Origin of the sequence: Lichenihabitans psoromatis (assembly GCF_004323635.1) — a bacterium.
In the GTDB taxonomy this organism is placed as follows: domain Bacteria; phylum Pseudomonadota; class Alphaproteobacteria; order Rhizobiales; family Beijerinckiaceae; genus Lichenihabitans; species Lichenihabitans psoromatis.
Map to the genome: position 1 here is coordinate 1,430,746 of NZ_CP036515.1, position 23,810 is coordinate 1,454,555.

The window sequence follows — 23,810 nt, forward strand, 5'->3', positions numbered from 1 at the left end:
GAACCGCCTGAAGCGATTACTGGGCCGCGTCCGCCATCGGCGCTCCGACGTGGTTGTCTTCGGCTTGCCCTGGCTTCGGTTCCTTGACCCGAAACCAAGCCACATAGAGCGCCGGCAGGAACAGCAGCGTCAGGGCTGTCGCGGCCAGGATGCCGCCGATCATCGAGAGCGCCATCGGGCCCCAAAAGATCTGCGGCGCGATCGGCACCATGCCAAGGCTCGCGGCCGCCGCCGTCAGCAGGATCGGCCGCATACGATGTTGAGTGGCTTCGACAACCGCCGTCCAGGGGTCCTTGCCCTCTGCCAGCACCGTGTCGATCTGCGCCATCAGGATGATCGAGTTGCGGATGATGATGCCGATCAGCGCCAGAATGCCGAGTGTCGCCACGAAGCCCATCGGTTTACCCGAGAGAAGCAATGCCGCCACTACGCCGATGAGACCGAGCGGCGCGACGCTGACGACCAGGAACATCTTCTGGAAACTCTGCAGTTGCACCATGATGAAAAACGCCATGGTGAGCAGCATCAGGGGAACGATGGCCACGATCGGCCCTTGTCCTTTGCCGCTTTCCTCGACCGCGCCGCCTGTCGCCACATGGAATTCTGGCGGCAACTCGCTCACGAAGGTTTTGAGCGGGTCCTGAAGCTGCTGCACGACGGTCGCGGGCTGGGTGTCGTCAGCCATCGCGGCCCGCAGCGTGATCGTGGCGACGCGATCCCGGCGCCAGATGATCGGCTGTTCCAAGTCGTAACGGATCGTCGCGAACGAGAGCAACGGGACGACATTGCCATTCTGCATCGGGATCTGAAGGCTTTGCAGGGTTCCGATATTGTGTCGCTCGCTCGCCTGCGCTCGCGCCACAACATCGACCAGATATATACTGTCCCGCACCTGCGTGATCGTGGCGCCGCCCACCACCCCATTCAAAATGGTGGCGACATCGGATGAGCTGATGCCGAGTTGCCGCGCCTTGTCCTGCGCGACATCGACCCGGATTACCTTGCCGGGTTCGTTCCAGTCGAAGGTCGGAGCAGCGAGATGCGGATTGGCGGCGATGACGCCCGCGAGCTTGAGCGCTTGCTCACGCAACACCTGCACGTCCGGGCCACTCAGACGATATTGCACCGGCCGACCGACCGGCGGCCCGAGATCGAGCGGATGAACGAAGGTGTCGATGCCGACGAACTCGTTGCGCCCGAGCCCCTTCAGCTTGTCGGACACGCGGCTGCGGGCCTCCAGCGACGCGGTCTTGACCACGATTTGGCCGAAGAAGGCATTTTCCAATTGCTGGTCGAGCGGCAGGTAGAAACGGATCGCGCCTTCGCCGACATAAGAGCTCCAGCCGACGATATCGGGGTCTCCCTTCAGGCCGTTTTCAAAGCGGTCCATCTGAGCTTTGGTCTCGAGGATGGTGCTGTTCTGAGGCAGCGTGAGATCGACCAGCAGTTCGGTCCGGTCGGAACTTGGGAAGAATTGCTGTTGGACGTGGCCCATCCCGTAAAGTGCGCCGCCCAGCAGGACGAGGCACACGCCGATCGTCAGCCAGTGCCAGCGCATCGCGCCGATCAGCATGGACGAGAACAGGCGCAGAACCATGCCGGGCTTTTCGGCATGTCTCTTCATGGTTTTGGGCAGCAGCTTGATGCCGATCAGCGGCGCGAACAGAACCGCCACGATCCACGACAACAGCAGCGCCGCCGCGATCACGACGAAGAGCGTATAGGTATATTCGCCGGCCGATGACCCGTTGAAGCCGATCGGGATAAAGCCCGCGACCGTCACGAGCGTGCCGGTCAGCATCGGGAAGGCGGTCGACGTATAGGCGAAGGTTGCGGCCTTCTTGAGATCGTCGCCGAGTTCGAGGCGACTGACCATCATCTCGACCGTGATCATGGCATCGTCGACCAGAAGCCCGAGCGCGATGATGAGCGCGCCCAGCGAGATGCGCTGCAGCGACACGCCGAAATAGCTCATGGCCACGAAGACGAGCGCTAGCACGAGCGGGATCGAGAAGGACACGACCAGTCCGGCCCGGAAGCCGAGGCTGATGAAGCTGACCACCAGAACGATCAGCACGGCCTCGACCAACGCCTCGGTGAAGCCGCCGACCGCTTCTTCGACGATCTTGGGTTGGTCGGAGACGAGATGCACGCCGACCCCGACTGGCAGATTGGCCTCGATCTCATGCATCCGGGCCTTGAGGGCTTCGCCGAATTGCAGGAGGTTGCCGCTCGCCGTCATGGCGATGCCGAGCCCGATGGCGGGTTGACCGTCGACCCGGAACAAAGGATCGGGTGGGTCCTTATAGCCGCGCGTAATCGTGGCGACGTCGCTCAACCGGAAAAAGCGGTCGTTGACCCGCAGGTTGATGGCCCGCAGGCTATCCTCGCTGGTGAATTGTCCGCCGACCCGAAGCGAAATCCGCTCCGGCCCCGCCTGCACGACACCGGACGGCTGCACGGCATTCTGGTTCTGCAGGGTCTGGACGAGCGATTGAACGTTGAGGCCGAGCGAGGCGAGTTTGCGGATCGAAATATCGAGGTAGATCACCTCATCCTGCGCGCCGATGACTTGGACCTTGCCGATGCTCGGGACCGACAGCACGTCCGAGCGGACCATCTCGACATAATCCCGCAACTGCCGCTGAGTCAGTCCATCGGCGGTAAACGCATAGATGTTGCCATAGACATCGCCGAATTCGTCGTTGAAGGCTGGCGCTTGGACGTTTGAGGGCAGGGTATATTGAATATCCTGGACGTGTTTGCGGATCTGATAGAAGAGCTGCGGAACGTCTTTGGCTTTGGTCGTATCCTTCAGTGTGACCAGGATCGTGGTTTTACCAGGGACCGTATAGCTCCGCGTATTATCGAGGGCGTCGATCTGCTTCAGCTCTTTCTCGAGCCGGTCGGTGACCTGATTGAGCGTGTCGTCGAGGGTCGCGCCGGGCCATTGCTGCTGCACCACCATGGTTTTGATGGTAAATGGCGGATCTTCCTCGCGACCGAGCCCGCGATAGGCCAGGACGCCGGCGAGGATCGAGACGATCATCAGGAACCACACGAACGAGCGGTGTTCGAGCGCCCATTCCGAGACGTTGAAACTTTTCATCTAATCCCCGATGAGCTTGACGGTCTGGCCGTCCGTCAATGAATGCACACCGGCCGTGATGACACGGTCGCCGGCCGCCAAACCGTCGATCACGACGACCTCGTCGGAGGGCAGATGCGCTGGAGCGATGCTCTCGCCCAGATGAGCGTCAGGCGGGCCGGCGAGAGTCACCGCGCGTCGCTCTGCCGTCTTGCCGGTGGTGAACAACCAGACGAAACGCTTGCCGGACTGTTCGAGAATTGCGGTCGCCGGAAGCGTGAAACGCGGCGAAATCGGACGCACAAGCGTGATCGTCACGGTGGTGCCGAGCCGGAAGGCTTGTAACGGATCCGTCAGGGTCAGCCGCACCCGCCGCGTCCGGGTCGATGCGTCCGCTTGGGGCGCGATCTCGCGGACCGCGCCGCTCGCCGAGACGGAGGCGTCGGCCTGAAGCGAGACCGCGAAGACGGCACCTGGCTTGACCGCGCCGACGAGGTCATCGGGAACATCGAAAACCGCATCCCGAATGGCCGGACGCGCGACCGTCACGATCGTCTGTCCGGTCGAGACGACCTGACCGACTTCGGCACTGTAAAGCGTGACCACGCCATCATGGTCGGCGTTCAAATCCGTATAGCCGAGCTGCTCCTGCGCTTTCTGCAGGGCGGCTTTTGTCTGATTGACGCGGGCTTCCGCCGTATCGTTGGCCGCGACGGCCGTATCGACCTGGGATTGAGCCACGCTGCCGGTCTGGATCAAGATGCGCTGCCGCGCCAACGTCGCGACCGCATTGGATAATTGAGCCTGGGCATTGGCGAGATCAGCCTGCGCCGACATCAGTGCAAGTCGTGGCAAAGTCTGGTCGAGGGAAGCGAGCCGGTCGCCCGCCACGACTTGATCTCCGACATTGCGATCCCGCGTGACGATGCGGCCCGCCGCACGGAAGCCAAGCGTCGATTGGTAACGCGGTTCGACCGTGCCGGTGAACGGTCCAAAAACGTCGGCCGTGGTCGGCGTGACGACGGTCGTCAGCACCGGCCGGATCGCCGGCGGCGGCGGATCGTCCTGTGTATGGCGATCGCAACCCGACAACAGGGTCGCGAGGATGGCAGCGGCGGCGACCTGCCGCAGACGTCGAGGCGTCGTCATGGCGTGTCTCCGGTCGCGATGTCGACCTTTTGACCGGGCCGGAGAAGTTGCAGGCCCGCCGTGACCACGCGAGTTCCGCTGTCGAGCCCCCCCGAGAGAACGACAATGCCGGCGCCATACCGATCGACCGACACCGTCTTGAGCGAAACGACGTCACCCTCTCCAACGACCCAGACGGCGGGTTTTGATTGCCACTCAAATAAAGCGCTCCACGGAACGCTCACCTCGTTTTTGCGATCCCATCGCCCGCGCCCGATCACGGCCGCGCCGAGGGTCATTTTCGGGGGGGTCGTGTCGAGCCCGACCTTGATCTTGATCGTGCTGGTCGCGGCATCGACCAAGGGCGAGATCTCGCGCACATGCGCAGTCGCCGTCACGCTCGGATCGGACTGGAGCTCGATGTCGACGACCTTACTCTCGAATGGCTTGGTCAGCAGGGCCTCGTAGACGTTGAAGACCGCGTCGCGCGGCCCGTCTTGCGCTACCGAGAACACCGTCTGTCCGGCTTGGGCGACCTGGCCGGTCTCCGCATTGCGCGACACGATCACGCCCGCGACCCCCGGCCTCAGATCCGTATAGGACAGTTGCTCCAGCGCCGTACTGAGCGCGGCGCGGGCGGCTTCGACCTGAGATTGGGTCGTCTGCAGGGTCTCCTTGGCCTGATCGAAACCGGCGCGGGTCGCGTAGCCGTTTCCGAGCAGCGTTTGCTGCCGGGCGAAGGTGGACTGCGCCTGCTGCAACAAAGCTTCGGCCGAGGCCAATCCGGCCTGCGCGTTGTCGACATCCGCCTTCTGCTCGGTCGGATCGAGACGCGCGAGCACGTCCTCCGGGCCGACATGCTGGCCGACCTCGACGAGGCGCTCGATGATCTTTCCGGTCAGCCGGAAGGAAATGTCGGATTGGACGCGCGCCGCGATCTCGCCCGATAGCGAAATGTCCGATTGGACGCTCGATGCCGTCACCGTGGTGGCTTTTACGCGCACGAGATCCACGCGTGCGGCCTCGGCGGCTCGTCCGGGCTGCGCCAGCATGAGACAGACGCCGGTCGCGATCGTCGTACCCCATCGACGATGACGTTGCTCAGGATGCGATCGGCCGGGTCGGGACAGCATGTGGTAAAACTCGGCTCACGAGGGTTGATCGCTGCGATATACAACGATACAAAGAAACCGTCCAGCCGGATTTTTTTAATGAACCAACCTGTTCAAACGCGTAGTATCGAGACGCTTCGGAAAATTTTGGAAGCCGCCGAGGCGGTCATTGGTCGTTCAGGCGCCCAACGGCTCACAATGGATGCCGTGGCGGCGGAAGCGGGCATCAGCAAGGGTGGCGTGCTGCATCACTTCCGCACGAAGGAAGGCCTGATCGCCGCGCTGGTGCGCGCGCGGCTGGAACGGTATGTGGCGGAGTATAAGGAGGAAGAGGCGGCGGCCGGCCCTGGAGAGGCGGCTTACGTGGTCGCCATGATCCGGCATATGAAACGGATGTATAGCGACGACGATGGATTTCCGCGCTCGTTGCTGGTCGCCGCCACCGATCATCCAGCCGCGCTTGAGGAATTTCGCGCTGTGCTACGGCAAAAGCTCGATGAGAGACGGGACGGACAGATACCAGAGGTTGGGGTCGCGATGCTGTTCGCGACGTTGGGGCTTTTGCTGACCAAGACCCTCGGCTTCGTCGATCTCTCGACGGACGAGCTTAATTCCATTTGTAAATCATTCGAACGGCTCGCATCGTCTCCATCGACGATCGCCGCGCCCACCGAAACCGTCGACTAAACCGACAATTGGCCCCTCAGCCTTGCAGGCGTTGCAGAACCTTTTGCCGCTCCGCCGCAAGCGATCCACTCCGCTCGGCGCGCGTCAGAGCGGATAGCAACATCGGGTAACCAATCAGCGCTTGTGCTTGCTGTGCCGGCTGCTGTGCTAGAATAGGCGCTAGAAAAGCCTTCGGGATGTTCGATAATCCATGGCTGATCAGAAGATTCAACATAACTAAGCTCCCCTCGCGTCGTTAATTCTTACCACTTCGTTACGGTTGCGTATCGAATTGATGAGAATTCGGTTAACGCGAACTGCGTTGAGGGCGTGTCGCGGCTTGGTCCACCGCATCCTGCGCGATGTTCAGAGCTAACCGCATATGCTCGTCGAGGTCGCCGACCTCGGTTTCGAAATCAGCGCGCGTGATCTGCTGAGCCGCCGCCAAGGCGACGCAGTCTGCCGCAAGCTGTGCGGCCTCGGTGGTGTCTCCGGCCGCCTTCATGCCGCTCGGATGCACGTTGGTGACGATCCAACTTCCCAGAAACGCTTCAGCTTGATGGCTCACGACGACCCTCGTTCATTATCGAGGACTTAACGCAATCGCCACGGCTAAGTTCAACCTTGATCGGCCAGATGGGCGGGCTCAAAGCGAGGATCTTAGGATCCGCCTCTTGCCTGTCGGGCTTGGTTCTACTCGGCGTGAGCCAAGCGGTCGATCAAAGTGGCGCGGCTGCGAAAGTTGCGGCTGACCGTGTTGGGCGTGACGCCAGCCATGTCGGCGATCGTGCGGCGCTTCAGAAGATCGATCCCTCCACCCGAAAAGATCTCGCGGGCCGCGACGAGGATACGATCACGCTCGCCTGTCTCCGGGGTGGACCGCGGGGTGTGCTGGAAACGGTCGGTCATGGCACGCCGGCTTTCTTCAAAGGGCGCCCCGATCCGTTTCCGCACAGTGGCGTATCGTTCCGGGACGCTTGTCGTCGATCAACCTGAAGTTGCACGTGGCGTGCCCGCCCAAATCCTCGCAGCCTGTTCCAATCGAGGATGGAACGTCGGCCCAACGCAGATCACGATCGATCAAGAAAGTGATTGACTATGATCTGTTCGGATTTAAGCTCTCGATCAGACGGCAGGAAAAGCCATGAAACCAGATCGCCTCGAAGCGCTTCGCCACCATCTCTATGCCCAGGGCACCTGCTCGATCGAAGAGTTGGCGAGCGCCACGGGTGCGTCGGTCGCGACCATCCGGCGGGATCTCACGACGCTCGAGCAACAGGGGATTGTGAGCCGCACCCATGGTGGTGCCAGGATCGCGGCGGGCGCGCAGATCGAAGTGGCATTTTCGGTGCGGGAGCGTCAGCAACTGGCTGAGAAGCGCGCCATCGCGGCCAAAGCCTACGATCTCATTCGCCCGCAAAGCTCCGTCTTTCTCGATGCAGGCACCACAGTCCTGCAACTGGCCCGCCGTCTGCGGGTCAGCCCGATGCCGCTGACGATCTTTACCAACGGTCTCATGGTGGCGCAGGAGCTCATGAATGTGCCGCAGCTTCGCGTCACCCTCTTGGGTGGCCAGTTGCGAAGCGAGAATGCCTCACTTGTCGGCCCGGCCGCCGAGGCCATGCTCGATCGGCTCTGGTTTGATCAGCTTTTTCTCGGCGCCAGCGCAATCGGCGACGACGGCGGCATCTATAGTGTCGATGCCAGCGAGGCGAGCCTCAACGACCGGATGATGGAGCGATCGGCCGCCGTCACGGTTCTGGCCGACGCCAGCAAATTCGGTCGTCGCACCACCTATCTGGTGGCCATGCTGGCGCCGCCTATGCGGGTGATCTCGGACAAGCAACTGGCGGCAGCGCGGCAACGCCGGCTGCGCGAGGCGGGCGTCGACCTCGTGATCGCGCCCGACACGCTTGGCCCCACTTCAAGCGCGCCGACGCCATGAGCCGGGATCTGCTTCTCGGACTAGATGGCGGCGGGTCGAAGACGATCCTGGCATGCGTTGATCGCCAGGGCTCGATCGTGGCGCTTCGGCACGGCACGGCCCTCGATCCGATGGCCGATCCGGATTGGCCGACACGGCTCGCCGATCTCCTCGCAAGTCTCCAGGATCTGCTGCCGGACGTCAGCCGTGCGGTGCTCGGGCTGCCGTTTCATGGCGAGGTGGAGGCGATCTCGCGGCAACAGAATGCGGTCGCGGCCTCGCTTCTCGCCATGCCCTGCGAAGTGCTGAACGACGTTCATGTGGCGTTCGAGGGCGCCCTCGCGGGCAGGCCGGGCGTCCTGGCGCTGGCCGGAACCGGCTCGATGGGCTGGGCCGGTGACGGCCGCGACCGTCATGTCCGGGTCGGCGGCTGGGGCGACCTTCTCGGCGACGAGGGAAGCGCCCATTGGGTCGGGCGCGAAGCTCTCTCACAGATGACCCAGGCGCTCGACGGCCGCAGCGCCGATAAGGCCTTCGCCGATGCGCTGCTGGCCCGTCTGCGGATCAGTGAGGCCGAGGTGATCGGCTGGTCCTATCTGAACAGCAGTCGTCGGTCCGATGTCGCGGCCTTGGCCGAAGTGGTCGACGACCTCGCTGAAACCGGCAATGCGACCGCGCTCACAATTCTGTCCCGCGCGGCCGATCATCTCATCGACCACGTGCGGGCCGCCGCACGGCGCATCGGGACCCCGCAGCCGCTCGTCTGGAGCCATGCGGGCGGGCTGTTTCGCAGCGCGACCGTGCTGCGGCTGATGACGGAGGCGCTCGGCGCCCCGGTCGCGCCAAATCTGCCGCCCATCGGCGGTGCGATCCTGCGGGCCGCACGACAATCGGGATGGACGACGGACGATCCGGCTTGGCGCGCCCGCCTCGCGGCGTCTTTCGCAGCGACGATCCGGCCCGGCGGTTTCCGGCATAGTGGGAGTGTAGCATGACCAAAACATGGTTGAGGGCCGTGTTGGCCGGCACCGTGGCAGCCGTAGCCCTGATGGCGATCCCCGCCTCGGCGCAGACCAAGCCTTATGCGGGCCAGAGCATTACCGTGCTGCTTCCCCCGTGGGGCACGCTGCCGAAGGATATGACCGACCGCTTCACGGCGCAGACCGGGATCGCGCTCGATATGCAGACGCTCGGTTGGGACGACATCCGCACCAAGATCGTGACCTCGACCTTGGCCGGCACCGCACCAGCCGATGTGACGGAGGTCGATTGGTCCTGGGTTGGGCAGTTCGGCGCCGCCGGCTGGTACGAACCCCTCGACGGCATGGTGGATGCCAGCCTGCGGAAGGATCTGCCGACCGACAAGATCTTCACCTATGACGGCAAGCTGATCGCGGTCCCGTATAATAACGATTATCGCGTCCTGATCGTCAACCAGGAGCAGATGAAGAAAGCCGGGATCGACAAGCCGCCCGCCACCATGGACGAGCTTTTGACCGATGCGAAAGCCGTGAAGGCCAAGGCCGGCGTCACGTATCCGATCGGCTTGCCGATGTCGGCGACCGAGGGGTCGGCCACCGCCTGGTACCTCCTGACCAAGGCGTTTAATGGCGAGCTGTTCGACAAGGACGGCAAGGCGCTGTTCACGACACCGGATTCGGCCGGCTACAAGGCTTTGGCCTTCGAAGCCGAGGCCCTGAAGGCAGGCTTGATCGATCCGGCGTCGACGGGCCTGAAGGACGTCGATATCCAGGAATTGTTCAAGAGCGGTCAGATCACCTTCGATCTCGCCGGCTGGGCCGGCAATCTCGCGCTCTACAACGACAAGGACAAATCGAAGGTCGCCGGACAGGCGATCGCGGCGCTGATGCCCAACGTCACGGGAAAGAGCCGGACCTTCGGTCTGCCGGGCGCTGTCGGTATTCCCAAAGCCTCGACCCACAAACAAGCGGCCGCCGCCTTCATCAATTGGCTGCTGCAACCCGAGAACCAAGCCGAATGCTACACGGCTCTCGGCAATTTGCCGACCCGCACCAGCGTGCTGACCTCGCTCAACCAGGAGGGGAAGCTTGCCGGGGGTTCCGTATTGATCGAGGAAGCCGCTCTCGTCGAGCCCCTGTTCGCGCAGGGCACGCCGGGCTGGTATCCGCAATTCTCGAGTGCGGCCGCGACCGCTATCAATCAGGTCGCAAAGGGTCAGCTGACGGTCGATCAAGCCGTCAAGCAGATCGCGGCCGGCGCTGAAGACGCGATGAAGTGACGATGACGCGCGCGGGTCGACGATCATGAGCGCCATTCCGGCCTCGGCCGACACGCCGGTCACGACCCGCGCGCGCTGGTTCGGCGCGGAGGCATGGCTCGGCCTTGCCTTCGCGGCGCCCATCGCGGTGCTGATGGGCGGACTGGTGCTCGGCCCGGTTCTGTTCACTCTCTGGGACAGCCTGCATCGGGTCGATCCGATGCGACCCGGTACGCCGTTCATCGGCTTGCGGCATTACATCGACCTGTTCGCCGACCCGAACGTCCAGGCGGCCTGGCTCAACACCTTCGCCTATGTGGCGATTGCGGTCGTGGCCGAAACGCTGGGTGGTCTCGGGGTGGCGCTGCTGCTCCATCAGGTCCGAACGGGGCGGCGCTGGTTGCTGGCCGCGATGGTTCTGCCCTGGGCGCTGCCGCCGGTCGTCAATGCGATCGTCTGGCTGTGGATCTACAATCCGAGCTACGGCCTTCTCAACAGCCTGTTGAAGAGCGCGGGCCTGATCACGACCAACCATGTCTGGTTCAACGATCATACGACCGCGCTGCTGCTGATCGGGCTCGTCCACGTCTGGCGCATGCTGCCCTTGACGGCCATCATCCTGCTGGCCGCGCTGCAGAGCGTCCCCGGCGAGCTCTACGAGGCGGCGCGTCTCGATGGCGCCGGCCCGATCAAGTGCTTTCGCATGATCACGCTGCCGCTGATCTCGGGGGGCCTTGCGATCGCGCTCAGCCAGTCGACCGTCTTCGCTTTCAACCTGTTCGACGAAGCGTGGATCCTGGCGGGGTCGAGCCTCGATACGCGAACCATCGTGGCGCAGGTCTATATGTCGGCGTTCCAGAACCTGCATTTTTCCTACGGCATGGCGCTGTCGGTGCTGATCATGATCGCCTCGCTCCTGGTGTCGCTGATCTACGTGCTGCGCGTCTATCGCGAAACGAGGTTCGACTGATGACCCGTTCGCTGTCCGGCCGCCTCGGCATCGGGGTCGGCGTCGTCTGTCTGCTGCTCTGGTCGCTCGGGCCGATCTATTGGTCGATTGCGACCAGCTTCACGCGCCCGGCCGATCTCGTGTCGCAGACGCCGCATTTCTTCCCGCCGAGCATCACGTTCGAGCATTATGCCAACCTGCTTGGGGGCACGAGCTCCTATCAGGGAACCGCGACCCAATCGGTGTGGCCGCAGTTCAGCCGGGCGCTGATCAATTCGCTGGTCACGACGCTCGCGGCCACCGCCATCACGGTGTTGCTGGCCGCCTTTGGGGGCTATGCCTTTGTGCGCCTGAGGTTTCCAGGGCGCGACGTGATCTTCGTGCTGGTGGTCGCGACCTTGGCGATCCCAGCCTATACGGTGATGATCCCGCTCTATCGTCTGATGATCGCGCTACGGCTCGTCGACACCTATCTTGGCGTCACGCTGATCTATGTGTCGGCCTTCCTGCCGCTCGCGCTCTGGCTCATGCGAAGCGTGTATCAATCGCTGCCGGTGTCGCTCGAAGAAGCGGCTTGGCTCGATGGCGCGGGTCGCGTCTACACGCTCGTCCGCATCGTGCTGCCGCTCGCCGCGCCGGGCTTGATCGCCAGCGCGATCCTCACATTTCTCAGCGCCTGGGGCCAGTTCATGATCCCGCTGGTGTTCTCGCCAACGCTGCAAACCAAGCCGCTTACCGTGCTGATCCCCGAATTCGTCACCAAAAACTACGTCGACTACGGGCTGATGAATGCGGCCGGCATGCTGGCGATCGTGCCGCCGTTACTGGTGGTGCTCTTTCTCAACCGATATCTGGTCCAGGGCCTCATGGCCGGATCGGGCAAGTAATCATAACGCCAGAAGGACACGTCATGAACATCACGGAGCAGGTCATCCGCGAGCAATTCCCGTTCTGGGCCAAGGCTCCGGCCGTCGCGGCCCTGCCGGCCGACGGCACCGATTATGTGATCGTCGGTTGCGGTACATCCTATTATCTCGCCCAGATCGTCGCGGCCTCCTTCAACCTCAAGGGCCTGTCGGCCAAGGCCGTGCCGGGTGCCGAATGGGCGCGCCGCCGCAAGGCTTATGTGGTGGACGACAGCCGCACTCATGTGATCGCTCTATCACGCAGCGGTGAATCGACCGAGACCGTCCAGGCCGTCGAGGTCAGCCGGGCGGCCGGCCTCACCACCACGGCCATCACCTGCGCAGAGGGCAGCAGCATCGTTCGCGCGGCCGCAACCACGATCTATGCCGAAACCCATCCGGGCGAGGGGATCGTTATGACCTCTTCGGCCAGCCTCATGCTGCTCGAAGGCTTGCGCCTCGCCGGCATCGCGATGTCGCCCAGCCTCGCCGCCGAGGCGCTCGCGATCCTCGATAAGACCGATGCGACACTGAAAGCCGCTCTGCAGGGCCGGTCGCATTTCGTCTATCTCGGCGCTGGCGCGCTTTACGGGCTCGCCGAGGAAGGCGCGCTCAAGCTGCAGGAAATGAGCATCAGCTATTCGCAGGCTTATCATCCGATGGAATATCGCCACGGCCCGATCAGCCTCGTCGACGACAAGACCTTCGTGGTGATGCTCTACAGCCCCGAGACGCGGGACGAGGAAGCCAAGGTCGCGGCGGAACTCACAGCCAAAGGCGCACGCGTGCTCGGCTTCGGCGGACCCGGCGACATCGAGATCGCGGTGCCGGACGAAACCTTGACCCGCGCTCTCGCAATTTTGCCAGCCTTGCAGATCCTCGGCGAACGGGTCGCCGAGCAACGTAACGTCGACACGGTCGCGCCGCGTCATCTCAGCAAAGTCGTGGTTCTGGTCTGACGCCCCAGCGGCTCTGACCGCTCTCAACCGGACCTTCAACCGAGATCGAGGAGAACCCCATTGGCGGATGTCGAGATCGCCCATATCAGCAAGTCTTATGCGGCCCATCCCGTCATCCGCGATGTCAGCCTCAAGGTCGCGGACGGCGAGTTCATCGCGCTCGTCGGCGCCTCGGGTTGCGGCAAGTCGACCCTGTTGCGGATGATAGCGGGCCTCGAAACCATCACGGCCGGGACGTTGTCGATCGGGGGTCGCGTCGTCAACGACGTCCCCTCGAAAGACCGGGACATCGCCATGGTGTTCCAAAACTACGCGCTCTACCCGCACCTGACCGTGGCCGAGAACATGGGTTTCAGCCTCAAGCTGCGGGGCGCCTCCAAAGAGCAAATGACCCGGGAGATCGGACAGGCCGCGCAAGTGCTTGGACTGTCGGATTATCTCGACCGCTATCCGCGGCAACTCTCCGGTGGTCAACGCCAGCGGGTCGCGATGGGACGCGCCATCGTCCGCAAGCCGCAGGTGTTTCTGTTCGACGAGCCGCTGTCGAACCTTGACGCCCAACTCAGGGTGCAAATGCGGGTCGAGGTCAAAACGCTGCAGCAGCGGCTCGGCACGACCTCGATTTACGTCACCCACGATCAGATGGAAGCGATGACGATGTCGGACCGCATCGTCATTCTCAATGCGGGCCGCGTGGAACAGATCGGGGCACCGCTCGAGGTCTATGACCGACCCGCCAACCTGTTCGTGGCAGCCTTCATCGGCTCGCCCGCCATGAACCTGCTGCGGGGCCGTCTCGTCGATGGTCCGCAGGGGCATGGCGTCGATCTAGGCGGCCTGATCTTGCCGCTCCCCGGGCGCGTGTCGGCCGAAGCGGGTCGCGCGGTCGTGTTCGGCATCCGCCCCGAGCGTCTCGTGGTCTCCATGGCGGAGGATGCCCTTTCCATGACGGTCGATCTTGTCGAGGCAACGGGTGCCGAGTTGCACGTCCACGGCCATCTCGGCGATCATAAGCTGATCCTGGCTATGCCGGGCCGACGGCTGGTGCGTTCGGGCGATCTCTTGCCGATCGCGGCCGAACCGGCCGATATCCATCTCTTCGACGCCGCCAGCGGGCAGCGGCTCGATCTTCAGCGGGAGAGCGTTCGCGCATGAACCACAATCGGATCGCCGACCTCCCGGCCCAGCGGCGCGCCGGCAGTCGCGCAGGAATCACCTCGGTCTGCACCGCGCATCCGACCGTGATCGAAGCCGCCTTGCGGTTCGGCCAGGCGCAGGGGGCGCCCGTGCTGATCGAGGCCACCTGTAACCAGGTGAACCAGCATGGTGGCTATACCGGCATGACGCCGGACGCGTTCAGGCGTTTCGTCGAGACGATTGCCGCAAGGGTCGGCTTTTCGGGCGAGTTGATCCTCGGTGGCGACCATCTCGGCCCCAATCCGTGGAAACATCGACCGGCCGACGAGGCCATGCGCGAGGCGAGCGTGATGGTGCAGGATTTTGCCCGCGCTGGTTTCACCAAGCTCCATCTCGACACTAGCATGGGCTGCGCCGGCGAAACGGTTGCCTTGTCGGACGAGACGACCGCAGCCCGAGCCGCTAGCGTCGCGGCCATCGCCGAGGAGGCCGCCCCGGCGCGCGAGACCTTGTCCTACGTGATCGGCACCGAGGTGCCGGTGCCGGGTGGAGCGCTGGAAGCACTCGATCATCTCGCGATCACCTCCCCGGACGCCGCGCGGCACACCGTTGCGGTGCACGAGCGGGCCTTTGCCAAGCTCGACCTGCAGGAGGCCTTCGGCCGCACCGTCGGCATCGTGGTGCAGCCGGGCGTCGAATTCGGCAACGCGGACGTCGTCCCTTACGATCGCGCCAAGGCGAAGGCGCTCAGCGATACGCTCGACGGTCTGCCGCACGTCGTGTTCGAGGCTCATTCGACCGATTATCAATCCGAAGCCGCCCTCGCGGCCCTGGTGGACGATGGCTTCGCGATCCTCAAGGTCGGCCCCGGCCTGACGTTCGCGCTGCGCGAGGCGCTTTACGGGCTCGATGCCATCGCGACGGTGCTGGGTCTGCAGCAAGCGGACGACAGCCTGTCGGCCGCGATGGAACGCGTGATGCTGCGCGAGCCGGGCTCCTGGCAACCCTATTACCATGGCGATGCGGCCGAGCTGCGGTTGCAGCGGCACTTTAGTTACAGCGATCGCATCCGCTATTACTGGCCCCATGCCGAGGCGCAGGCGGCCCTGTCGCGCCTGCTTGGCTTGTTCGGCGATCGCGCGATCCCCGCGACCTTGATCAGCCAGTATTTCGGCTTACTCGACCCAGAACTCCTAGCGCGGAGCGGCGGCGCGACCGCGACCGTGCTGCAGGAGGCCGCCGTCACGCGGGTTCTCGCGATCTATGCCCGCGCCTGCGGCGTGACCGTCACGACCTGACCGCGCGGCCGTACGGTGGCGAACCGAACGACGCTGAAGGGTCATATCCGATCGACCCGCCTCGCGGTCGGCGACGCGAGCCGACAACCCGCCTGCTTCGGCCTACGGCTGAGGGCGGCGCTGCAAGCGGCATCTGCGCACTTGCCCATGACGTCCGTCCCGATGCCACGCGCAGCCCTCCCGTCGGATCGGCCGATCATAGAGGTCGATCACGGCATGGTGCCGCCTGTCGTAGCGCTGATGCGAGAAGTCGTGGCCGCCGATGAACACCCCCCGCCCAAATCGCACGTCTGCGAGAGCCGGGGCGAAGATCGCCGCCGCGGCCAGGATGGTCACCGTCCATAACGACCGATGGATCGCGGCGGCTACGGTGTGACGAGCGTAGCGTGGCGCTGCAAAGTGCATTTCCACAAATACCCACCGTTACGAGGTTGCGCCACAAGGGAGTTTCTTAGACCAATGACATATCAATGCCGAGGTGCCTTACCATCCTGAGAACTTGCGCGGCCTTCTCGCTCGGGCAGAGAAGGTGGTTCCAGGCGTCGAAATGATGAGCGACCGAAGCGCAATGACGCAAGCCCGATGGTGCAATCGCGAAGTCGATGTAGTCCGCTTCGATCAGAAAGCGATTGATGCTTTCGAGGCCAGCATTTCCTAAGACTTCAATTGTCAAATAGGGTCTGTTCTTCGCGATCGTCTTTTGCCCGCCTTCGAGAACCGCATATTCGTGGCCTTCGACGTCGATTTTGATCAATCGAATGGGTAACGAACTCAGTCTCTCGCTCCACCGATCAAGCGTTTCGGTTTCGATCGTTTGCTCGTGATAAACTCCAATCGACTCGGCATGAGAGAGCTCGAGACTCGAACTGGTCGTCACCAAACCGACGTCGTTGATCGTTTCATAGAAGCATGACGTTCCTGCCTTATTGGATAAGCCAATAGATTCGATCGTGATTCTTGGTGCCAAAGTGGGATTGGCTGCGACATTGGCACCTAGCAATAATCGGACGCTTTCGAGCGGTTCGAAGGCGACAACGCGTATGAGCGGGTTAGCGGCGGCCGCGACAAGGCTTAACAGACCGGTATTGGCCCCCACATCGAGGAATAACCCACCCGCTTCGCGGGCTAAATAGATGATGATGGCTGGGGTCGGGAACTCATAGCTACCAAGTCCGTCTCTCGATATCTGGGTCGCGATCGTGTCGAGCTGATCGGCATTGCGGAAGAAAAAGCTCACGCCACTTTCCTCGTCGAGAATTAAAAACGGCTCATCCAAATTGATCATTTTTTGACCTGCTTAATTATGGAGAGCGATGCGAACACTTAAGAGTACGCCCCGTCTCCGGTTAATCCGCACGTAAAATGACGGCTCTGTTCTGGATGCAATTTCCAAATATTGTTTTTAGCTAGATTTCTTGATCTGGATTTTCCATGAGGTAATAGGCAATGATGCGTCGCATCGCGGTAGGACCGACCAACGCTTCAGCGCTGTTGCGGGCGTTCAAACCGATTTCTTTCCGCAAGTCAGGATCGTCCATCAGCCGCTTGACCTGCTGAACCGCCTCTTCAGTATCGTCGAAGAGAAATCCGTTGACCCCAGACTCGATCGCTTGTGCGTACCCTCCAAGCCGATGCGCCACAACGGGTACACCGCAGGCCATTGCCTCGATCACGACGCGTCCCCAAGGCTCGACCCAGGTGCCTGTCCGGTAAAAGTAACAATCGAGGCTACGAATAAAGTCTGGAATGCCTGAGCTGATTGTCGGTCTAAGATCGAGGCCGGTGATCGGACCGAACGTTTCTTGCATGCAGACGCCGCCGAGGACGATCGACCGCCCGCGTCCCGCTGAAACGGCGCGATATATTGCTGCGTCTTCAGGATGGTGTTTTTCCACAACATCGCGACTGTGACGTCCCAGCGTGAAAGGTCGCGTTGTGACCGTTGTGTCTGGAAAAAAGAGGTCCAGATCTGTCGGAGATGGTTCAAACACCCTAGGCAGCCCAAGTTCGGTCCGCATCATGTCCGAACAATAGATCAACTCCGTTCTCAAGCTGGTCCATTCAAAGATCGTCTCAATACGATCCATTGCGGTGGGAGCCTCGAAGGTATTGTAGAGACCGAGGACCCGGTGCGGCGCGATGAGCCGCATCCAGGGCCCGAGATCGAAATAGAGGCCGACGAGGACCACGATCCCGCCTGGCGATGGAAGCTGGCCAATCCAGGGATCGACGACCCGCACGGTCCCACTTTCGATGAAGGCCGTATGGCACATATCCGGAGCCCAAAGCTCGACAGTTGCATAGGCTCGGAGCCGTTCCGCCAAGTCGAGCGCATGCAACTCGCTCCCGCCTCGCGTCTGCTCGAATTTTGAGAAGATGTGAATTGTACGGCGTGGACCGGACTTTTCCGTCAGGAGGTCAGCGATTGCCGGATCCGATAGTGCCTCGAACCTTCTGATCGGTCGGTGAGCGACCATAGCCTCAAACCGGGACCCCTGATAAAGTGACTGAATTAATGCGGTTCCGAGGGCTAAAGGCGTCGCTGGTTCTTGGGGCTCGTGACTATCTCGTTGCTCCTCGACTGCAAAGCGGGCGAGCCAGCGATGATCATGTCGTACTCGCGTTCCGAGGTGGAAACGCCCGATCAGTAATCTGGCGTGATCCGAAAGGGCAGCCACCCGCATAACAGTGTAGAGCCGAAGCACGTCGCCGCGCGTGGCGACGACAAAGGGAACCTCGAAGGCGATGGTCGCGAATTCGGCTGTTGTGCTGAGATAGCCGGCGCTGATGAAGCCGCTTTCCAGCAACTGCCAGGAGTTTGGGAAACCGGGCAGTCTATCGATACAAAGAGCCAAGGTCGCTTTGAACCGGCCGGCTGCGGCACTAAGCCAGGCGTAGAACTCAACGAACGCCTTATCCTTCACGAAGCCAAACGATCGTTGCTCGCAGAGCGCCATCGCTCGACGACCTCTTCCGCTTTCGAAGAGGGAGCGACAATATTCCCGTAAAGCATAGGCGTCATCCGGATGGACATCCGACGCGCGCTGCCACGCTGCGAGGGTCGCCACAGCATCGCGCTGCCGCACGGCCATATGGGCTATTGCATGCAGTGCACGCGCATCGAAGCGCGTAAGCACGGAGAGCCGATCGAAAATAAGCGCCGCTTGGGCAGGTCCGCGAACATCTGCAACGGCATAACCGTGATCAAGTTCAATCTCGATGTCGAACGGGATCCCTGATTTACCGACTTCGATACGCTTCAGAGCTTCTTGGCGTGCATGGGCAAGTGTTGCGACCTTGTACAAAGCCCGTAACGCATCCGAGGCATTCCAATCATCCGAAAAGGTCGCCAGAGCGCCATCGGCCCTGTTCAGATCGCCGTCAATTGCCAAGTATTCGGCATATCGCTTTCGGTGCCAAATCGAATGCGGCCAGCGCCGGAGGAGAAAGCGACAAAGAAGCCGCGCCTTTCGAAGGTTGCCGCCCTTGGTATAAAGTTCGGAAAGCCAGTGGACTAAAATGAGATCGTTGTGGATGCGATACGCCGTACGCGCCACAAGTCGCGCCTCATCGATGGCGCCGATCGAAGCCAAAACGGACATTAGCCTCCGATGTAGCTCCAACTCCTCAGGACTGAGAGCCACGAGGGCTCTGAGATGAGCGATCGCGGCAACTAAATAGCCACTTCGCTCCGCGAGATCGGCGGCAAGAAGTACGAACGATCGATTGGTCGGCTCGATCTCTAAAAGCCGTGACGCGTAGGGAATGCCCAAAGAAGGATGCGTGCCGTCGAGACAGACAGAGCCCATTTCGTAAAGGAGTGCAGTGTCGTGTGGCGCGTCGCTTAACCCGGTATAAAGCAAGCGTAGCGTTTCTTGATGGTCGTTTTTCCGAGTGACCCTCGCCAGCGCAAGGATGCCGCTCGGCTGCTGCGCAACGGTCTTGGACAAAAGATGCGCGGCGCGAAGATTTGAGGCGGCTTCGACAAACCCACCCAGGAAACATTCGCACGTTGCTAAATTGATGTGGAAACGCGCCAGAGCCTCAGGGTCTGCAACGGCGCTAGCCCGATCGAAGCCGATCGTCACCTTCCAAGCTGTCCGCGCCTCGCTCCAACGCGAGCGTCGCTGCAGTGAAAACGCGATCGCCGCAAGACCAAAAAGATGGATGCGGCCGGCATTTCGAAGAAACTTAACGTTGAAGACAGATTGGTTGATCATCAATAAAATTGCAATCTGCAAGCCGCTATGACGATTTTAGATAGATCTATACTGCCTAAGCACGCGTATCACTGAAAAATAATACAAAGTAATCGTCAGAGATCTGAGTGTCTTACGAGAATTACAGATACAGACGGGTAGATAGGGACTCTCAACTTCAATCCCTTGAAAGCTCCGCTCATCCGTCGCCCTTTGTGCACGGCGCAAGTCATAGGGCGTCAGAGGTTGCTGGTCAAATAAAAAGCAACCTGGGGTTGTTAAGCCGCGCGGTTAAAAGAGCGCGGAGCTTGGGTCTGGACTTCAGGGAGACCGACTTGCTCGTCGCTCCGCCATCGTTCGTTTGACGCCTCCGCCCGCACGCCATAGAACGCCACGTTACGTTCACCACAACACCGCCCGGAGAGACGGTTCAAGGAAGTCAAAGCGATGCGCGTCTACTACGATCGGGATGCCGATCTCAATCTCATCAAGGGCAAGAAGGTCGCAGTGGTCGGCTACGGCAGCCAGGGCCATGCTCACGTGCTCAACATGCGGGATTCGGGCGTCAAGGACGTCGTCGTGGCGCTGCGCGAAGGCTCCCCCTCGGCCAAGAAGGCGGAAGGCGAGGGCCTCAAGGTCATGAACGTCGCCGATGCGGCCAAGTGGGCCGATATCGTGATGATGCTGACGCCGGACGAGCTGCAGGCCGACATCTACAAGGCCGATCTCGAACCCAACATGAAGAACGGTGCCGCGCTGCTGTTCGCGCATGGCCTCAACGTTCATTTCAACCTGATCGAGCCGCGTGCCGATCTCGATGTGTTGATGGTGGCGCCCAAGGGTCCCGGCCATACGGTCCGGTCGGAATACCAGAAGGGCGGCGGCGTGCCGTGCCTGATCGCCATCGCGCAGGACGCGTCCGGCAATGCTCATGATCTCGGATTGTCCTATGCCTGTGCGATCGGCGGGGGCCGGGCCGGCATCATCGAGACCACCTTCAAGGAAGAATGCGAGACCGATTTGTTCGGCGAGCAGGCCGTCCTCTGCGGCGGCTTGGTCGAGCTGATCCGCGCCGGCTTCGAGACGCTGGTGGAAGCCGGCTATGCACCCGAGATGGCCTATTTCGAGTGTCTGCATGAGGTGAAGCTGATCGTCGACCTGATCTACGAGGGCGGCATCGCCAACATGAACTACTCGATCTCGAACACCGCCGAATATGGCGAATACGTCACCGGCCCGCGCATCATCACACCGGAGACCAAGGCCGAGATGAAGCGCGTCCTGCAGGACATTCAGTCCGGCAAGTTCACGCGGGATTGGATGCTCGAAAACAAGGTCAGCCAGACCTCGTTCAAGGCCACCCGCGCCAAGGCCGCAAGCCACCAGATCGAGGAAGTCGGCGGCAAGCTGCGCGCCATGATGCCCTGGATCACCAAGAACAAGATGGTCGACAAAGAGCGCAACTAAGCGCGTTTCCCCGGCCTTCGTCGTCAAACTCAAGCCCGCTCGGCATCACGCCGAGCGGGCTTTTTGATTCAATCCTCGAAGGGCTCGGTCACGACCCGTTTGCCGATCATGAACGCATCGGCCGCCAGCTGGAACGGCGCGACATCGACGGCGCTGCTGCCGCTGTCGAGCAGCGTCGCGAACCGCTTGTAGATCCCGTCATATTCTCCGTGTTGCGGCGTCGGCGCGTCGAGCAACGGCGTACCGTCGATCGCAAGCTTCGAGCCGCCGCCCGTGAGGCTGAAGCGCTGGCCGGCCTCTGTCTCGATGTCGATGGTCCAGCTCTGCTCGCCGGTCTGCCGCCAGTCGAACGCGGCCGTGAGCGCGCCTGGCTGGGCCTCGCTCGCAACCGGGCTGCTGAAGACGAGGTCGGCCGCGATCGGCATGTCCCGGTTCGACGGATAGACGAGGCTCGCGTCGTGCACGAAGATCGGGCCAGGCATGATGCGGGTCAGGATCGAGAGCGCGTTGATGCCGGGGTCGAACACGCCGAAGCCGCCGACCTCCCAAATCCAATCCTGGCCCGGATGCCAGCGCCGGACATCCTCCTTCCAGGTGATCGTCAGCCGCTTGATGCGTTCGCCAATGAGCCGCGACCGAACCTCCTCGACCGCCGCATTATATTGCGAATGCCAGGTCGTGAAGATCACGCGATCCAGCGTCGCCGCGTAGCCGGCGAGATCGGTCAGTTCGGTGACGGTCGGGGCAGGGGGCTTTTCGAGCAGGACGTGTTTGCCGGCGTCGAGCGCCTCGCGCGCGATGGTATAGCGGGCACTGGGCGGCGTGCAGATCGCTACCGCGTCAAGATCCGGCATGGCGGCATAGAGCTCCGCCGGGGTCTTGAATGTCGGCACATCGGGATGCGCGAGGCCCCGTTGGCTGACCAGCGCCGCGAGACGGAAGTTTGGGTTATTGGCAATGACCGGCAAGTGCTGGTCTTGCGAGATCTTACCGACCCCGATGATCGCGATACTATAGACCGCCAAAGGCGTTCTCCTCCTGATCGGCGAGCATGTCCGATGGCTCGCATGTCTCTGCGCGACAAACCACAGGCGCGGGGCTGTGTTCAACTCCCGTATTCGGGCATCGACGTAAATCCAAGCGCTGCGGGATGAAACGCGATCCCCTATGCTACCCGTTCAACCAGAACCTCGAGCGTCATCCCATGAACATCCTGTCGATCCAATCGCATGTCGCCTATGGGCATGTCGGCAACGCGGCGGCGGTGTTTCCCATGCAACGCCTCGGCCATGAGGTTTGGCCGATCCACACCGTGCAGTTTTCCAACCATACGGGCTATGGGGCGTGGCGCGGGGAGGTGCTGCCCGCGAGCCTGATCGTTGATTGCGTCCAGGGCATCGCTGATCGCGGCGTGTTGAGCCGCTGCGACGGCGTGTTATCGGGCTATATGGGGTCGGCCGAGACCGGTCTTGCGATCCTCGATGCGGTCGACAAGGTGAAGGCCGCCAACCCATCGGCGCGCTATTGCTGCGATCCGGTGATCGGTGATGTCGGTCGGGGCGTTTTCGTCCGGCCGGGCATCGCCGAATTCATGCGCGACCGCGCCGTGCCGATGGCCGATCTCATCACGCCCAACCAATTCGAACTCGATATTCTGTCGGGAGGCTCGTCGGCCACCTTGGAGGAGGTGCGGCCCGCGCTCCGCGCTGTCCATGCCCGCGGCCCCGGCACGATCCTGGTCACCTCCTATCTCGGCCACGATACGCCTGCCGACAGCCTCGATCTGCTCGCCTCGGACGGCGGGGATCTGTGGCGGGTGCGAACCCCGAAGCTCGGCCTGTCGATCAACGGGGCCGGGGATGCGATCGCGGCTCTGTTCTTCGTGCATCACCTGGAAAGCGGATCCTTGCCCGAGGCGTTATCGCGGGCGGCGTCGTCGGTCTATGGCCTGTTGCGGATGACTCAAGATGCCGGCGCTGGCGAGATTCTGCTGATTGCCGCGCAGAACGAGATCGTCGAGCCGACGGCGCGCTTTCGGCCGGAGAAAATCTGACGGTCCGCGACCATCTCAGCTTCCGCTTAAGCTCGCCGCGATGGAACGCAACGGGCCGCAAAAGGGTTCTGAGTAACACGGCTGACGTGCCGTGAAGGGGATAGACATGGCCAAAGACACCACGAAACATAATGCGGACACCGATGCTTCGGCGCTGAAGACTCCCAGCGACCTTGGCGATAACGGCACCGCGCAGATCGCCGCCGAGATCAACAAGCTAGTGGCCGACGCTTTCGCGCTTTATCTCAAGACCAAGAATTTTCACTGGCACATGAGCGGCCCGCATTTCCGCGACTATCACCTGTTGCTGGACGACCATGCCGATCAGATCTTCGCCACGACCGATCCGCTGGCCGAGCGGGTTCGCAAGCTCGGTCGTCGAACGATCCATTCGATCGGTGAAATTAACGCGATGTCGCGCGTGAAGAACAACGATGCCGAGTTTGTCTCAGCCGCCGACATGCTCCGCGAGCTCCTGCAGGACAATCGCGACATGGTAACCAACATGCGGAAGGCGCATGAAGTGTGCGACGAACACAAGGACGTCGCGACCGCGAGCTTGCTCGAAAACTATATCGACGAGACCGAACGCAGGGCCTGGTTCCTGTTTGAGGCGACCCGCGACGCCGACGCGACTGGCCACTAAGCTACCGCTACGACACTCGAAACGCCGCCGGTTCGCCGGC

General features: G+C 62.1%; 21 protein-coding genes. 12 read left to right on the plus strand and 9 right to left on the minus strand.

Annotation, left to right across the window (positions count from 1 at the left end; translation table 11 throughout):
• Nucleotides 1-16 precede the first annotated feature (16 nt).
• From EY713_RS06630 to EY713_RS06640, 3 genes are read right to left on the minus strand one after another with little or no spacing between them, the layout of a single operon-like run.
• Nucleotides 17-3,109 (minus strand): efflux RND transporter permease subunit, encoded by a 3,093-nt coding sequence (locus tag EY713_RS06630; RefSeq protein WP_131114116.1) that lies wholly within the window; start codon nucleotides 3,107-3,109, stop codon nucleotides 17-19.
• Nucleotides 3,110-4,237 carry an efflux RND transporter periplasmic adaptor subunit gene (locus EY713_RS06635; RefSeq protein WP_131114117.1) on the minus strand — a complete coding sequence of 376 codons (1,128 nt, stop codon included), beginning with the start codon at nucleotides 4,235-4,237 and terminating at the stop codon, nucleotides 3,110-3,112.
• A complete protein-coding gene (locus EY713_RS06640) occupies nucleotides 4,234-5,349 on the minus strand; it encodes an efflux RND transporter periplasmic adaptor subunit (RefSeq protein ID WP_131114118.1) in 1,116 nt (371 codons plus the stop codon). Before EY713_RS06640 ends, EY713_RS06635 begins: the two co-directional genes overlap by 4 nt.
• Nucleotides 5,350-5,427: 78 nt before the next feature.
• Between EY713_RS06640 and EY713_RS06645 the strand changes: the two genes are divergently transcribed.
• The gene (locus tag EY713_RS06645; RefSeq protein ID WP_165491049.1) at nucleotides 5,428-6,015 is read left to right on the plus strand and encodes a TetR/AcrR family transcriptional regulator; all 588 of its coding nucleotides are present in this window, start codon (nucleotides 5,428-5,430) and stop codon (nucleotides 6,013-6,015) included.
• A 16-nt stretch (nucleotides 6,016-6,031) separates the two neighbouring features.
• On the opposite strand, the gene EY713_RS06650 is transcribed toward EY713_RS06645, so the two are convergent.
• The 3 genes from EY713_RS06650 to EY713_RS06660 all read right to left on the minus strand — a co-directional run bounded on the left by EY713_RS06650 (nucleotide 6,032) and on the right by EY713_RS06660 (nucleotide 6,903).
• Nucleotides 6,032-6,229, minus strand: coding sequence for a hypothetical protein (locus tag EY713_RS06650; protein ID WP_131114120.1), 198 nt, complete (start codon nucleotides 6,227-6,229; stop codon nucleotides 6,032-6,034).
• Nucleotides 6,230-6,301: 72 nt separating this feature from the next.
• Nucleotides 6,302-6,562, minus strand: coding sequence for a DUF768 domain-containing protein (locus EY713_RS06655; protein ID WP_131114121.1), 261 nt, complete (start codon nucleotides 6,560-6,562; stop codon nucleotides 6,302-6,304).
• Nucleotides 6,563-6,687: 125 nt separating this feature from the next.
• On the minus strand, nucleotides 6,688-6,903 hold the full coding sequence (locus tag EY713_RS06660) for a helix-turn-helix domain-containing protein (protein ID WP_131114122.1): 216 nt from the start codon (nucleotides 6,901-6,903) through the stop codon (nucleotides 6,688-6,690).
• A 235-nt stretch (nucleotides 6,904-7,138) separates the two neighbouring features.
• On the opposite strand from EY713_RS06660, the gene EY713_RS06665 reads away from it, so the two are divergent.
• From EY713_RS06665 to EY713_RS06700, 8 genes are read left to right on the plus strand one after another with little or no spacing between them, the layout of a single operon-like run.
• On the plus strand, nucleotides 7,139-7,939 hold the full coding sequence (locus tag EY713_RS06665; protein ID WP_131114123.1) for a DeoR/GlpR family DNA-binding transcription regulator: 801 nt from the start codon (nucleotides 7,139-7,141) through the stop codon (nucleotides 7,937-7,939).
• Complete coding sequence (locus tag EY713_RS06670; protein ID WP_131114124.1) at nucleotides 7,936-8,913, plus strand: N-acetylglucosamine kinase; 978 nt, start codon at nucleotides 7,936-7,938, stop codon at nucleotides 8,911-8,913. Before EY713_RS06665 ends, EY713_RS06670 begins: the two co-directional genes overlap by 4 nt.
• Entirely contained in the window at nucleotides 8,910-10,178 is a 1,269-nt protein-coding gene (locus tag EY713_RS06675) for an ABC transporter substrate-binding protein (protein WP_131114125.1), read from the plus strand. Before EY713_RS06670 ends, EY713_RS06675 begins: the two co-directional genes overlap by 4 nt.
• Before the next feature lie 25 nt (nucleotides 10,179-10,203).
• Nucleotides 10,204-11,127: a carbohydrate ABC transporter permease gene (locus EY713_RS06680; protein WP_131114126.1), complete on the plus strand. Its 924-nt coding sequence runs from the start codon at nucleotides 10,204-10,206 to the stop codon at nucleotides 11,125-11,127.
• Nucleotides 11,127-11,993, plus strand: coding sequence for a carbohydrate ABC transporter permease (locus EY713_RS06685; RefSeq protein WP_131114127.1), 867 nt, complete (start codon nucleotides 11,127-11,129; stop codon nucleotides 11,991-11,993). The genes EY713_RS06680 and EY713_RS06685 overlap by 1 nt, the downstream gene beginning before the upstream one ends.
• 23 nt (nucleotides 11,994-12,016) lie before the next feature.
• Entirely contained in the window at nucleotides 12,017-12,970 is a 954-nt protein-coding gene (locus EY713_RS06690; protein ID WP_131114128.1) for an SIS domain-containing protein, read from the plus strand.
• A gap of 60 nt (nucleotides 12,971-13,030) precedes the next feature.
• A complete protein-coding gene (locus tag EY713_RS06695) occupies nucleotides 13,031-14,125 on the plus strand; it encodes an ABC transporter ATP-binding protein (RefSeq protein ID WP_131114129.1) in 1,095 nt (364 codons plus the stop codon).
• Nucleotides 14,122-15,405 carry a D-tagatose-bisphosphate aldolase, class II, non-catalytic subunit gene (locus EY713_RS06700; RefSeq protein ID WP_131114130.1) on the plus strand — a complete coding sequence of 428 codons (1,284 nt, stop codon included), beginning with the start codon at nucleotides 14,122-14,124 and terminating at the stop codon, nucleotides 15,403-15,405. The genes EY713_RS06695 and EY713_RS06700 overlap by 4 nt, the downstream gene beginning before the upstream one ends.
• A gap of 451 nt (nucleotides 15,406-15,856) precedes the next feature.
• Here EY713_RS06700 and EY713_RS06710 read toward each other — a convergent pair whose 3' ends face one another.
• Together EY713_RS06710 and EY713_RS06715 are read right to left on the minus strand one after the other, a co-directional pair.
• A complete protein-coding gene (locus EY713_RS06710) occupies nucleotides 15,857-16,690 on the minus strand; it encodes an FkbM family methyltransferase (RefSeq protein WP_131114132.1) in 834 nt (277 codons plus the stop codon).
• A gap of 121 nt (nucleotides 16,691-16,811) precedes the next feature.
• Nucleotides 16,812-19,646, minus strand: a complete 2,835-nt coding sequence (locus EY713_RS06715; RefSeq protein WP_131114133.1) for a glycosyltransferase — start codon at nucleotides 19,644-19,646, stop codon at nucleotides 16,812-16,814.
• 405 nt (nucleotides 19,647-20,051) lie between these two features.
• Here EY713_RS06715 and ilvC point away from each other — a divergent pair, with 405 nt between their 5' ends.
• Complete coding sequence (ilvC, locus tag EY713_RS06720; protein ID WP_131114134.1) at nucleotides 20,052-21,071, plus strand: ketol-acid reductoisomerase; 1,020 nt, start codon at nucleotides 20,052-20,054, stop codon at nucleotides 21,069-21,071.
• A 68-nt stretch (nucleotides 21,072-21,139) separates the two neighbouring features.
• Here ilvC and EY713_RS06725 read toward each other — a convergent pair whose 3' ends face one another.
• On the minus strand, nucleotides 21,140-22,096 hold the full coding sequence (locus EY713_RS06725; protein ID WP_131114135.1) for a Gfo/Idh/MocA family protein: 957 nt from the start codon (nucleotides 22,094-22,096) through the stop codon (nucleotides 21,140-21,142).
• Nucleotides 22,097-22,275: 179 nt separating this feature from the next.
• Between EY713_RS06725 and pdxY the strand changes: the two genes are divergently transcribed.
• On the plus strand, nucleotides 22,276-23,124 hold the full coding sequence (gene pdxY / locus EY713_RS06730; protein ID WP_131119365.1) for a pyridoxal kinase PdxY: 849 nt from the start codon (nucleotides 22,276-22,278) through the stop codon (nucleotides 23,122-23,124).
• Between the two features lie 106 nt (nucleotides 23,125-23,230).
• On the plus strand, nucleotides 23,231-23,770 hold the full coding sequence (locus EY713_RS06735) for a Dps family protein (RefSeq protein ID WP_131114136.1): 540 nt from the start codon (nucleotides 23,231-23,233) through the stop codon (nucleotides 23,768-23,770).
• The last annotated feature ends 40 nt before the right edge of the window (nucleotides 23,771-23,810 follow it).

What these genes read in the sequence shown, in the direction of transcription:
- EY713_RS06630 (WP_131114116.1), bottom strand. Translation starts at nt 3,109, where the DNA reads ATGAAAAGTTTCAACGTCTCGGAATGGGCGCTCGAACACCGCTCGTTC.
- EY713_RS06635 (WP_131114117.1), bottom strand. Translation starts at nt 4,237, where the DNA reads ATGACGACGCCTCGACGTCTGCGGCAGGTCGCCGCCGCTGCCATCCTC.
- EY713_RS06640 (WP_131114118.1), bottom strand. Translation starts at nt 5,349, where the DNA reads ATGCTGTCCCGACCCGGCCGATCGCATCCTGAGCAACGTCATCGTCGA.
- EY713_RS06645 (WP_165491049.1), top strand. Translation starts at nt 5,428, where the DNA reads ATGAACCAACCTGTTCAAACGCGTAGTATCGAGACGCTTCGGAAAATT.
- EY713_RS06650 (WP_131114120.1), bottom strand. Translation starts at nt 6,229, where the DNA reads ATGTTGAATCTTCTGATCAGCCATGGATTATCGAACATCCCGAAGGCT.
- EY713_RS06660 (WP_131114122.1), bottom strand. Translation starts at nt 6,903, where the DNA reads ATGACCGACCGTTTCCAGCACACCCCGCGGTCCACCCCGGAGACAGGC.
- EY713_RS06665 (WP_131114123.1), top strand. Translation starts at nt 7,139, where the DNA reads ATGAAACCAGATCGCCTCGAAGCGCTTCGCCACCATCTCTATGCCCAG.
- EY713_RS06670 (WP_131114124.1), top strand. Translation starts at nt 7,936, where the DNA reads ATGAGCCGGGATCTGCTTCTCGGACTAGATGGCGGCGGGTCGAAGACG.
- EY713_RS06675 (WP_131114125.1), top strand. Translation starts at nt 8,910, where the DNA reads ATGACCAAAACATGGTTGAGGGCCGTGTTGGCCGGCACCGTGGCAGCC.
- EY713_RS06680 (WP_131114126.1), top strand. Translation starts at nt 10,204, where the DNA reads ATGAGCGCCATTCCGGCCTCGGCCGACACGCCGGTCACGACCCGCGCG.
- EY713_RS06685 (WP_131114127.1), top strand. Translation starts at nt 11,127, where the DNA reads ATGACCCGTTCGCTGTCCGGCCGCCTCGGCATCGGGGTCGGCGTCGTC.
- EY713_RS06690 (WP_131114128.1), top strand. Translation starts at nt 12,017, where the DNA reads ATGAACATCACGGAGCAGGTCATCCGCGAGCAATTCCCGTTCTGGGCC.
- EY713_RS06700 (WP_131114130.1), top strand. Translation starts at nt 14,122, where the DNA reads ATGAACCACAATCGGATCGCCGACCTCCCGGCCCAGCGGCGCGCCGGC.
- EY713_RS06710 (WP_131114132.1), bottom strand. Translation starts at nt 16,690, where the DNA reads ATGATCAATTTGGATGAGCCGTTTTTAATTCTCGACGAGGAAAGTGGC.
- ilvC (WP_131114134.1), top strand. Translation starts at nt 20,052, where the DNA reads ATGCGCGTCTACTACGATCGGGATGCCGATCTCAATCTCATCAAGGGC.
- pdxY (WP_131119365.1), top strand. Translation starts at nt 22,276, where the DNA reads ATGAACATCCTGTCGATCCAATCGCATGTCGCCTATGGGCATGTCGGC.
- EY713_RS06735 (WP_131114136.1), top strand. Translation starts at nt 23,231, where the DNA reads ATGGCCAAAGACACCACGAAACATAATGCGGACACCGATGCTTCGGCG.